The organism is Frankia sp. CeRuru1, assembly GCF_977966315.1.
In genome coordinates, this window is sequence record NZ_CDWWEW010000166.1 from 1 (window position 1) to 10751 (window position 10751).

Below are 10751 nucleotides of genomic sequence, written 5' to 3' on the forward strand. Positions count from 1 at the left end.
GGTCTCGCGCTACCCCCGCCGCCGGCTGAGCACCGCGACCTGCTCGGTCAGTTCGTCCATCCGCGCGTCCCGGGCCCGCGCCTGCGCGGTCAACTCGCCGATCCGCGCCTCGGCCCGCTCCGCGCGGTCACGCCAGTACGCCGTGTCAGCGCCATCGACCGTGGGCGTATCGTGGCGCCTCAGATCTACCACGTTGGTGTCGTTATGACCCGACCTGGCCGAGCCGCCAGCCTGCTACCGAGTCACCAGCTCTGTACCTGCACCTGGGAGTCCAGCCGGCCGATATAGACAAGCGTGCCGTCGGGACGACGGCGGACCCGGTCGCCGGTGCGGTACCAGCGGCGACCGTCCCCCTCGAAGAACCGGCCACGGTCGTCCGCCGGGTCCAGGTAGCCAGGGGTGAGCTGCGGGCCCGCGATGCACAGCTCGCCCTCGATGCCGACCAGCAGGTCACCCTCCCTGCTGTGCGCACGACTCCAGCAGCGGGCGGCGACGACGGCTAACTCGCCGAGTCGTCCCAGCCGGGCCGGTGCCCGACTGAACTCCGAGGTGTTCGCCGGTAGGACTGTCGTTCAACCCCCTCAACCTCACCCAGTTGATCTTTTCTTCGACAGGAACGATCATCCAGGTGGCGGGGGCGCCCTTGTCCTGGCTCGACCCGCGGCCACACTCCGCCGCAACAATCAATCACGAATAGTGATTGGACAACCACGATATCCGACGAACGCGTGGAGATGGTTGGACATCACCCGAGAATCCGTCTATATAGTAATCAAACTTCGCCATACCGAAGATTGATGTTCGGAAGGACGGGAAGGGGCTTATGATGCGCGGTACTGTCGCATGGCTGTCGAGAGTGGGGTCGGCTACCGCCGCCGCCGCGCTGATGCTGTCGGGGTGCTCCACCACCCCCGCTGTCGACGCATCGGCCGGTGGGGGGCGTGATCGTCCGGTAGTACTGACGACGTTCACGGTGTTATCGGACATCGCACAGAACGTTGCAGGAGATCACCTGCGGGTGGAGTCGATCACGAAGGTGGGGGCGGAGATCCACGGGTACGAGCCGACGCCGGGTGATATCACGAAGGCATCGGAGGCGGATCTGATCCTGGACAACGGCCTGAACCTGGAGCTGTGGTTCAAGCGGTTCGTGGAGTCGGTGCACGTGCGGCACGCCGTGGTGTCGGACGGGGTCAAGGCGATAGACATCACCGAGGACGCCTACGCAGGCAAGCCGAACCCGCACGCCTGGATGAGCCCGTTGAACGCGCAAATCTATGTCGACAACATCGTCGATGCCTTCAGTGATCTCGATCCCGCGCACGCGGCGGACTTCAGGGCGAACGGTAAGACGTACAAGGCCAAGCTCCAGGCCGTACAGGACGAGCTCGTGTCGAAGCTGTCGACGCTGCCGGCAAAGAAGCGGGCGCTGGTGACCTGCGAGGGCGCGTTCTCGTACCTCGCCCGCGACACGGGGCTGACGGAGCAGTACATCTGGCCCGTGAACGCCGAGCAACAGGCGACGCCGCAGCAGATCGCCTCGACGATCACGTTCGTCAAGGCGCATGACGTGCCGGCGGTGTTCTGCGAGTCCACGGTGTCGGACAAGCCGATGCGGCAGGTCGCCAACGCCACCGGCGCGGCCCTGGGCGGCATCCTCTATGTCGATTCTCTCTCCAAGGCCGACGGGCCGGTACCGACCTACCTCGACCTGATCCGCTACGACGCGACCACGATTATCAACGGGCTCACCGGGCGGACCTCGTGACCGCGGCGATCCAGGTTCAGGAGGTCGTCGTCCGTTACGGCGGGGTCCTCGCCCTCGACGGCGTGTCCCTCACCGTCGAGCCGGGGCGGGTGGCCGGGTTGATCGGGATGAACGGATCCGGCAAGTCGACGCTGTTCAAGTCGGTCATGGGTATAGTCCGCCCCGACCGGGGACGCGTGCTACTCGACGGTGCCGAGCCTGCCGTGGCGCGTAAACAGGGCCTGGTGGGTTATGTGCCACAGAGCGAGGAGGTCGATTGGGCCTTCCCTGTCTCCGTGCGCGACGTTGTGATGATGGGCCGCTACGGCCACCAGAACTTCACCCGCCGGGCGCGCCCGGCCGACCACACGGCGGTGTCCGAGGCGCTGGAGCGTGTGGGGCTGACCGAGTACGCGGACCGGCAAATCGGACAGCTCTCCGGCGGGCAAAAGAAACGCGCGTTCGTCGCCCGCGGCATCGCCCAAAATGCGCAGATCATGCTCTTGGACGAACCCTTCGCCGGGGTCGACAAGAAATCCGAAGCCACCATCGTCCGACTACTCAAGGAGCTCGCCGCGGACGGCCGTACCATCCTGGTCTCCACCCATGACCTTCACGCCCTGCCACAGCTGGCCGACGAGGCGGTGCTGCTGCTGCGCCGAGTGCTGTTCCACGGCTCCGTGACCGAGACACTCAGACCGGAGAACCTCGCCCGCGCGTTCGGACTCGACGTGCTCGAGCAGAAGTACGTCGCATGAACCCGCTCGATCTGCTCCTGGATCCGCTGCAGTACGACTTCATGGTCCGGGCTCTTACCACCACCATGATCGCTGCTGTCGTCTGTGCCCTCCTGTCGTGCTGGCTCGTGCTCGTCGGCTGGTCGCTGATGGGTGACGCGGTCTCTCACTCCGTCCTGCCCGGGGTCGTGATCGCCTACATCCTCGGCATACCGTTCGCGATCGGTGCGCTCGTGTTCGGGTTCCTCTCTGTCGCGCTCATCGGGACGATCCGCGGAACCAGCCGGGTGAAAGAAGACGCCGCGATCGGGATCGTCTTCACCACCCTGTTTGCGCTCGGACTCGTCCTCATCTCGATCACCCCGAGCCAGACCGACCTGAACCACATCGTCTTCGGCAACATCCTCGGCGTCTCCACCGCGGACCTCATCCAGATCGGCATCCTCGCTGCTGTCGCGTTCGTCATCCTTGTGCTGAAGCGGCGTGACCTGACGCTGTACGCGTTCGACCCGACTCACGCCCACGCTATCGGCCTGTCGCCGCGGTTCCTCGGCACGCTGCTGCTCGGCCTGCTCGCCCTCACCGCCGTGGTCGCACTGCAGGTGGTCGGGGTGATCCTCGTCGTGGCGATGCTGATCATCCCTGGCGCCACCGCCTTCCTGCTCACCGACCGCTTCGGACGTATGCTCGTCATCGCCCCGGCGATATCGGCCGCGAGCTCGGTGATGGGGATCTATCTCAGCTACTGGCTCGACGCGTCCTCCGGCGGGCTCGTCGTCGTCGTCCAGGGCGTCGTGTTTGCACTCGTCTACCTGTTCAGCCCCCGCCACGGGCTGCTTGGCAAACGACTGCTCGCTCGGCGGCACCGGGAGTTCGTCTCAGCGAGCTGACCCGCAGCCGACCCGAGACCCAGCGATCAGGAGGAACCTCGGCTCACCACACTGGCACCACTCGGAAACCGCCTTCTTCACCCTTTCGAAGGTAGGTGGGCCGCTCGGAAGCTAGTTCATTGATCCGTCACGGCCCGCCTCGGCCGTGGTCTCGCACCCGTGTCCCGGGCCGGCCTCCCGCGGCGGAGCCGGCCCCGAGGAGCTCACCGTGACGCACACGGCGTCCGTCGCCGACCGGCCAAGAGCCACCGCCTCATCGCGGCCTTCCACAACCACCTCCACCGAATCCGAGTACGGTGCCCCGGCTCGCACCTCCAGCACGGTACCGATGCCAATCCCACGCTCGGCGAAGAACTGCAACAGGCCCGCGTCCGCGTCCGAGATCCGCTCCACACGCGCGTGCGCGCCCGGCCCGATCCGAGACAGCAGGACCGCATCCGGTACCCGCACCGTGCCGTCCGAGCCCGGGATCGGATCACCATGTGGGTCGCGGGTGGGATGGCCGAGGTATTCGTCGATCCGGTTCACCATGAAGTCCGACACCGCATGCTCCAGCGTCTCGGCCTCATCATGCACCTGATCCCACCGATACCCCAGCACCTGCACCAGGAACGACTCAATTAACCGGTGGCGGCGCACCATCGCCACCGCATGCACCCGCCCCTTCTCTGTCAGTGACACTGCCCCGTAGGGCGCGTGCTCCAGCAGACCCTGCTCAGTAAGTTTGCGCACCGCGTCCGACGCCGTCGACAGCCTCACCCCCACCTTCGCTGCCAGTGTCGAAGGCGACACCGGCACCCCGGACCACTCCTGAAGACTCCAGACCACCTTCAGATAGTTCTGACTGCTCGCCGAAAGCTCCGACACCGACATGCTCGCAGGCTACCAAGCACCGAACTACGCCAATCCGAACTCTCCGTGAGAGCACGGCCAATACGACTCGACTTTCGTGATAATGCTGCTCGTCGCGGCCGAACCCCTCATCTACTGAGCCATCAGCACCATGGTCCGGTGTATCGACCGGCGCACACCCCCCCAACGCCCGGGACCCCGACCGCTACGAAGAATCGTCTGACCAACGATCTCAAACATCTTCCCAACCCCCCACCAAGATCCAGAAAACCCAACCTTCAGGTCAGGATTCCTGAGCCAAGATCTTGGCGCGGGACAGAACGGAACTTGTCAAGATCTTTGAGGTAAGATATTTTGTGAATTAGCCTAATTGTGATTTTTGTGGAACGATTTCCGATCTCTCGGGAACACCCGAGTCGGCCGGCTCAGCCTCGTCGGGCTTCCGGTTGATCCCGGCCGGCTTCGGGAGCGGCGGCGGGACCGGAGGCCGGTTCACGAACCGCTCCGGGTGCGCGACACAGGCCGCGTCCAGGACACGGCCGCGCGGCCTGGACGGCCTGGACGGCCTGGACGGCCTCGGCCCGGCCGAAATGCACGACCGCCGACGCGAGATACCCGGTGCCAGAATTCCTGTGCTCATGATTGTACGTATCCATTCAGGGATGCAGGTTCCAGCACCCCTGAATGGATACCTGCCCGCCAGAGCCACAGAGGCGGTCCGGTGGTTCTCGTAGTCGTTCCCGGCGCGAGGCGGCAGGTCGGTGTGACCCGACACCGCCGGGGCATCCCGTCAGGGTGAGCAGACACACCCGCCGGGGTCGAACCGACAGCAGCCGAACCGACAGCAGCCGAACCGACAGCAGCCGGGCTGACGGCAGTCGGGCTGACGGTGGTCGAACCGACCGGATGAGCGGGAATCGTCCGGCCGGGGGCCGCCGAGAGGACGACCGCACGCAGCCCGACCTCGACGACACGACCGCTGACGCGGTCGGCAAGCTCAGCGAGGCGCTGGAGTGGGTTGAACGGGCCCGCGGGGCGCTCTACGAGTTCCATCAACTCTCCGGGCGGGCCGATCTGATCCTCGCGGAGGCGATTAGCGGTCTGGAGGACGCCGGACACGCCAAGATGGCCGCCTATGTACGCCGGGAGCTGCACGGACGCAACGTCCTCGACGGGCGGTGGACCTTCCAGATCACCGAGGAGTACGACGACATCTACTACCGCCCCTTCGTCGCCGTGGACGAACAGGTCCGGCTGCGGCTCACCGGTGGGATGCGCCACGTCCACGAGGCTCGCATGAAGGCCCAGGAGCGGGCCCGCGCCGGTCGGGACCTGTGGGGCCCTGGCGCCTGACCTGCGGTCCACCGGTCGCCCACGTCGGGGCGACCGGTGGACCGCGGCTCCAGGCCTGAAGGCAACCCGCCGGTGCGTTCAGGTACTCTGATGATCACAGATACTCAGATAACCACGGCTTCAGAGCTCATGCCGATGGAGATCGCACCTCGGGTGGGCTCAGGCGTCCCGACGCTTGGCCAAGACGAGCCCGATGGCGAACAGGCCGAGGCAGATCGCGGCAAAGTAAGCGAGGGAGCCCCAGGGGCCGAACGGCATCCCCTCGACCACGGGCGGGCCGTTGGAACGCTCCACCTGCCCGGCGACGATGAAATTGTCACCGGTGGTGAACGGCAGCCAGTGCTGGATCTGGTCACCGATCCGGGGGATCGCCGGCAGCAGGCTCTCTCCGAGGAACAGGTAGACAAGCGTAATCACGATCGCGCCCGCCGACTGCCGGATGATCAGCCCCAGAGCCAGCGCGAAAATCGCCGCGAACAAGTAGACCAGACCGACACCGAAAACGTTACGGTACTCCTGCGCCGTGTCCAGAGCCAGGGGGGCATCCGGCTTGATCAGCTTGGCGACGCCCCAGGAGGCGATGGCGGTGATCTCGCCGACGATCCCCGCGAGCAGGGAGACGACGGCAGCCTTCGCGAGCAGTGCCGGCGTCCGGGTGGGCACCGCGAGGAACGTGGACCGGATCGTGCTGAAGCGGTATTCGGTGGTGACCGCCAACGTGGCCATCACCATCATCACCACGAGGCCGAAGTTGTAGGCAAACTGGGTGACGTTCGGGGTGAGGCTGGCGAGGTCGTCACCGTTGGTCGCCGCCGCGAAGATCGAGGTCAGCCCTACGGTGAGCGCGGTCGCCAGGATCATGCACCACCACGGTGAGCGGGTCGAGAACAGCTTGATCCGCTCGACGGTGAGCAGGGTCATCGTCCAGTCCCCCCTCGTGCCGCCTCGGCCGAGGCCGACGGACCGCCCCCGGCACCCACACCACCGGCACCCACACCACCGTCGACCGGCTGGCGAGGTGTCCCGGCCAGCGGACCGGCAGCAGTTCCCGCCGGCACGGGCCCCGGCGGAGCACCTGTCGCCGACCGGCTGGCGCCCGGCCCCGGCGTCCCGGCGTGGTACTCCACCTCGCCGCCGGTCAGCTGGATGAACGCCTGCTCCAACGAGCCGCGCTGCGCCGCCAGCTCGTGCAGGACGAGCCCGATCCGACCGGCCAGCTCGCCGACCTGCTCGGTGCTGCTGTTCGACACGAGGAACGCCGCCGGACCACCGTCGTCGGCGGCGGCGTCCCGAACCGCGAGGCCCTGACCGGTCAGCACGCCACGCAGCCGCTCCATCTCCGGCCCGCGGACCCGGACTGCCGACTCGGACGCCATGTCGATGAACGCATGGGTACTGGTCTGGGCGATCAGCCGCCCGCGACCGATGACGACGAGCTCCTGGGCGGTCAGCGCCATCTCGGACAGCAGATGACTGGAAACGAAGATCGTCCGCCCCTCGTCCGCAAGTCGATGCATGAACTGACGAATCCAGAGGATTCCCTCCGGGTCCAGCCCGTTCACGGGCTCGTCGAAGAGAAGGACCTGCGGGTCACCCAGCAGGGCCGTCGCGATCCCGAGACGCTGTGCCATCCCGAGCGAGAAGCCACCCGCCCGCTTGCCGGCGACCGGGGTGAGCCCAACGATCTCCAAGACCTCGTCGACCCGCTTCCCGGGAATTCGGTTCGCCGCGGCCATCCACCGCAGGTGCGAGCGGGCGGAGCGGTTGGGATGCACCCATTTCGCTTCCAGCAGCGCTCCGACCTGGCGGAGTGGTTCCTTCAGCTCGGCATATCGCTTGCCGTCGATACGGACCTGGCCTGCGCTCGGATTATCGAGCCCCAGGATCATCCGCATTGTAGTGGACTTTCCCGCACCATTCGGCCCCAGGAAGCCGGTCACCTTGCCGGGCTGCACCGTGAAGGACAGGTCGTTGACGGCGACCGTACGTCCGTACCGCTTGGTGAGCCCTTGCGCCTCGATCATTCCCCTCCTTTCCGTGGAACATCACTATGTCGGGATGACGGACCGGACCCGGGCTGCTGCCCGCTCGGTAGGGCCCACCGACGACAGGACCCACCGACGACAGGACCCACCGACGGCAGGTAGGCAGGTCGGCAGTTGCACCGACCGGCCACGCCTCCCCCGGTTGGCATCATCGTCCCGGAGCACCCACCATCGAGCCAGCCGCTATCGGCCGGCGGAGTGTCATCCTGCCGACAGTCAACAGGCCGTGAACCCGCAGCAGATTTTCCAGCACCACGCCCAAATACACAGCGACGTCACGCTCACTGTCGGTCCAGACCCGCGGCTTGCCGAGGCAACGTTCAGTGTGCTAACCGATCACCCAGGGCAGACCACCGGCGATGGACCGGCTACCGGCCGGGGTGGCACCCGCTCGGCTCGCCGCCGGATCAGCCAGGTTACCCGACGATGACCGGCGCCAGCCGGGCCCACTGCTCGCGCGGGAGCCGGGTGGGAGTGGAGGTGAGCACCTGGATGGCCACGTGATCGGCACCGGCCTCATGGTGCTCGGCGACCCTGGCCAGCACGGAGTCCACATCGCCCCAGGCCACCACGGCATCGACGAGGCGCTGCGAGCCGGCACCCGTCAGATCGTCCTCGGTGAAGCCGAGACGGCGCAGGTTGTTCACATAGTTCGGCAGCTTCAGGTAGAACGCAAGGGTGTCGTGCGCGACCGCCCGGGCCTGAGCCGGATCGGTGTCGAGGATGACCATCTGCTCGGGCGCGAGTAGTGCGTCCGGGCCGAGCAGCTCCCGGGCGCGCCGGGTGTGCTCGGGGGTGGTGAGGTAGGGCAGGGCACCCGCAGTGCGCTGCGCGGCGATCCCCAGCATGCGGGGACCGAGAGCGGCCAGCGCCCGGTCGGCCCACGGGACGCCCAGCTCGTCGAGGGTGTCGAGATAGTCGACGAGGACGTCGACGGGACGCTCGTAGCGACGGCCGGTCGTCTTCTCCACCGGCTCCTTGTGGCCGGCACCGAGCCCGAGCAGGATCCGGTCGGGGTGCGCCTTCGCCAGCATGGCGTAATGATCGGCAACGACGTCCGCCGGTTCGGTCCAGACGTTGAGGATGCTGGTACCGACCACCAGCCGATCCGTGTTGTCCAGGATCGCGGCCGCGAGTTCGAGATCGCCACTGGCCGCGCCGATCCATACCGCCGGGACGCCGAGGGCCTCCACCTCGGCGGCGATCTCCGCCCGGGCCGGGACATCCTTCGGCCACTGCCGCTCGGCTGCCCACAACCCGATCCTGCCGACCTCTGCTACCACGACGAGCCCCTTCCGCGCAGGGAACTGCCACTGTTCGTGCCATTACCCCATCACGTCTGCTACCCCGTACACACGCCCGGCATGTCGGCCGGTTCGTTGAATCTGTGGATCGGTAGATCAGTGGATGGGCGGATCAGGGGATTCAGGGACCGGAATGATCACGCGGACAGGGGCAGGTCAGGCACCGCGGTGGTCTGCGACACGGCGGCCTGCGGCCGCAGCTCGTCGAGGGACAGCTGGTGAACCGGCGGCCCGTCCAACACGATCCGAGAGGTCACGGTCAGATCGGCAGCCACATGCAGCAGCTCCCCGCTCTCCATCAACCGCCACCGAGGGTCCTCGTCCATTCGCTCGCTCTCGACCACGACCGCGGGCTTGGTGAGCAGGTCGAGAGAGCGGACCCGGATCTCGCTGAACGGACTCGCGTGATCAAGATGGCGTTCGTTGCGCCCACCCGGGCCACGCCGAAGGACGTACAGGCCATTGGTGTCCGGATACCGCAGAGCCCAGAGATCCCGATCCGTGATGAGAATCATGTTGATGGAGTACAGCGGCAGATTCTCGGCGGCCCAACGAGCGGCGGACGCGATCCCCTCGCCGACGTCCCCGTCACAGGCGTCGATCTCGCGGGTGACGAGGGCGAAGAACCGCTCCGAGTCGGTGTCACCGAGGACCGGGAGACCGGCCGTGCCGAGCTCGGCGTCCAGCTTGTCCAGCCCCTCGATCACGCCGTTGTGCGCGAAGATCCTCCCGTTTCGAACGAACGGATGGGTGTTGCCCTCGCAGGCCCGGCCGGTGGAGGCGTGCCGGACATGCGCGACGAACGTCGAGGAAGTGACGTGCTGCGGCTCCTGGGCGAATGCCGTGTCGGCCCGGTTCCGGATGGCCTGTTTGACTACCCACGCGGTGCCATCGGCGTCGAATCCGCCGAGACCGGCCCCCTCCGGGGTCCGCAGCGTCGCCGCCCGGGGACTGTCCGGCGCATCCAACAGCCAGAAAGTCGCCTGCACCCTCGTCGGCCCGCTACTCATCGCGAACAGATGACACATCTATGCCCTCCCTCGCCGATCTCGACGGCTCCGGTACTGTGCCGGCCAGGACGCTACTGGTTCCCGCGCCCCGGACGCGGGTCCACCGAGCGGTGGCCGGGTCGATTCCCCGAAGGGAAAGGGCAACGTTACCCCCGCCCCGGCGCCCGCGACATGCCGGCGAATCTGCATGTGAATCCGCTTTCGTCAACGCATCAAGGGTCTGCTGGCACTCGGTCCCGCCGTGGGGCCGCCGAGTCACCGTCGTGGAACCTGACGGACGGCCCGGACAAACCACTCGACCCGGATGTCCCCCGCTCGGATGCCGCTACTCACCGCACCGGCGCCCGTTCCGGCACACCGTTGTCCGACTGACCAGTGCCCGACCGACCAGTGCCCGACTGAACGCGGTGGAGCATAAAACCCCGGAACCGGGGATCGGGTTCCTGCTGGCGAACGGCACCGCCGGCACATCCTGCTCGCCGGTCCTGCCGCAGACCAGGCGGCACCGCTCGTTCACAACCGGGCCCGGCGACGGACCCGTCCCACCCGAGATTCGCACGGCCGGGGTGGCGCTCACGTTTGGCACGAACGATTTCGGAACCTCGGCCCGGCGCATCTTCACAGGCAGGCAGCCCACGGTTCAGAAATCTCCGAGAAACGGCCGGCCGAGCCGACGAGGACAACCTCGGTAACCGAGTCTCCACGCCGAAGACCCGATGATCTACAACTAACGCGGACAGGAGGCCGGACTCGGCGGGTACGGTGGTACGGCGCCCGGGAAGGCGACCGGAACTCCCGGCGCCAACGTGGTGA

At 67.0% G+C, this 10751-nt stretch carries 10 protein-coding genes; 4 read left to right on the plus strand and 6 right to left on the minus strand.

Translation table 11 applies throughout. The annotated features are described in order from the left end of the window. Nucleotides 1-9: 9 nt before the first annotated feature. Nucleotides 10-192 carry a hypothetical protein gene (locus AC08OP_RS13500; protein ID WP_476614510.1) on the minus strand — a complete coding sequence of 61 codons (183 nt, stop codon included), beginning with the start codon at nucleotides 190-192 and terminating at the stop codon, nucleotides 10-12. Nucleotides 193-826: 634 nt separating this feature from the next. Between AC08OP_RS13500 and AC08OP_RS13505 the strand changes: the two genes are divergently transcribed. From AC08OP_RS13505 to AC08OP_RS13515, 3 genes are read left to right on the plus strand one after another with little or no spacing between them, the layout of a single operon-like run. Further along, a complete protein-coding gene (locus tag AC08OP_RS13505; RefSeq protein WP_476614511.1) occupies nucleotides 827-1768 on the plus strand; it encodes a metal ABC transporter substrate-binding protein in 942 nt (313 codons plus the stop codon). Then, nucleotides 1765-2505, plus strand: coding sequence for a metal ABC transporter ATP-binding protein (locus AC08OP_RS13510; RefSeq protein ID WP_476614512.1), 741 nt, complete (start codon nucleotides 1765-1767; stop codon nucleotides 2503-2505). The genes AC08OP_RS13505 and AC08OP_RS13510 overlap by 4 nt, the downstream gene beginning before the upstream one ends. Next, nucleotides 2502-3374 (plus strand): metal ABC transporter permease, encoded by an 873-nt coding sequence (locus AC08OP_RS13515; RefSeq protein ID WP_476614513.1) that lies wholly within the window; start codon nucleotides 2502-2504, stop codon nucleotides 3372-3374. The genes AC08OP_RS13510 and AC08OP_RS13515 overlap by 4 nt, the downstream gene beginning before the upstream one ends. A 111-nt stretch (nucleotides 3375-3485) precedes the next feature. On the opposite strand, the gene AC08OP_RS13520 is transcribed toward AC08OP_RS13515, so the two are convergent. After that, nucleotides 3486-4247, minus strand: coding sequence for a metal-dependent transcriptional regulator (locus tag AC08OP_RS13520; protein WP_476614514.1), 762 nt, complete (start codon nucleotides 4245-4247; stop codon nucleotides 3486-3488). 885 nt (nucleotides 4248-5132) lie between these two features. On the opposite strand from AC08OP_RS13520, the gene AC08OP_RS13525 reads away from it, so the two are divergent. After that, nucleotides 5133-5579, plus strand: a complete 447-nt coding sequence (locus AC08OP_RS13525; RefSeq protein WP_476614515.1) for a hypothetical protein — start codon at nucleotides 5133-5135, stop codon at nucleotides 5577-5579. Between the two features lie 159 nt (nucleotides 5580-5738). On the opposite strand, the gene AC08OP_RS13530 is transcribed toward AC08OP_RS13525, so the two are convergent. The 4 genes from AC08OP_RS13530 to AC08OP_RS13545 all read right to left on the minus strand — a co-directional run bounded on the left by AC08OP_RS13530 (nucleotide 5739) and on the right by AC08OP_RS13545 (nucleotide 9956). Beyond that, nucleotides 5739-6500 (minus strand): ABC transporter permease, encoded by a 762-nt coding sequence (locus AC08OP_RS13530; RefSeq protein WP_476614516.1) that lies wholly within the window; start codon nucleotides 6498-6500, stop codon nucleotides 5739-5741. Next, the gene (locus tag AC08OP_RS13535) at nucleotides 6497-7603 is read right to left on the minus strand and encodes an ABC transporter ATP-binding protein (RefSeq protein WP_476614517.1); all 1107 of its coding nucleotides are present in this window, start codon (nucleotides 7601-7603) and stop codon (nucleotides 6497-6499) included. Before AC08OP_RS13535 ends, AC08OP_RS13530 begins: the two co-directional genes overlap by 4 nt. 437 nt (nucleotides 7604-8040) lie before the next feature. Then, entirely contained in the window at nucleotides 8041-8907 is an 867-nt protein-coding gene (locus AC08OP_RS13540) for an LLM class F420-dependent oxidoreductase (RefSeq protein WP_476614518.1), read from the minus strand. A 158-nt stretch (nucleotides 8908-9065) separates the two neighbouring features. Continuing rightward, on the minus strand, nucleotides 9066-9956 hold the full coding sequence (locus tag AC08OP_RS13545) for a class II glutamine amidotransferase (protein ID WP_476593584.1): 891 nt from the start codon (nucleotides 9954-9956) through the stop codon (nucleotides 9066-9068). Between the last annotated feature and the right edge of the window lie 795 nt (nucleotides 9957-10751).

What these genes read in the sequence shown, in the direction of transcription:
- AC08OP_RS13505 (WP_476614511.1), top strand. Translation starts at nt 827, where the DNA reads ATGCGCGGTACTGTCGCATGGCTGTCGAGAGTGGGGTCGGCTACCGCC.
- AC08OP_RS13515 (WP_476614513.1), top strand. Translation starts at nt 2,502, where the DNA reads ATGAACCCGCTCGATCTGCTCCTGGATCCGCTGCAGTACGACTTCATG.
- AC08OP_RS13520 (WP_476614514.1), bottom strand. Translation starts at nt 4,247, where the DNA reads ATGTCGGTGTCGGAGCTTTCGGCGAGCAGTCAGAACTATCTGAAGGTG.
- AC08OP_RS13525 (WP_476614515.1), top strand. Translation starts at nt 5,133, where the DNA reads ATGAGCGGGAATCGTCCGGCCGGGGGCCGCCGAGAGGACGACCGCACG.
- AC08OP_RS13530 (WP_476614516.1), bottom strand. Translation starts at nt 6,500, where the DNA reads ATGACCCTGCTCACCGTCGAGCGGATCAAGCTGTTCTCGACCCGCTCA.
- AC08OP_RS13535 (WP_476614517.1), bottom strand. Translation starts at nt 7,603, where the DNA reads ATGATCGAGGCGCAAGGGCTCACCAAGCGGTACGGACGTACGGTCGCC.
- AC08OP_RS13545 (WP_476593584.1), bottom strand. Translation starts at nt 9,956, where the DNA reads ATGTGTCATCTGTTCGCGATGAGTAGCGGGCCGACGAGGGTGCAGGCG.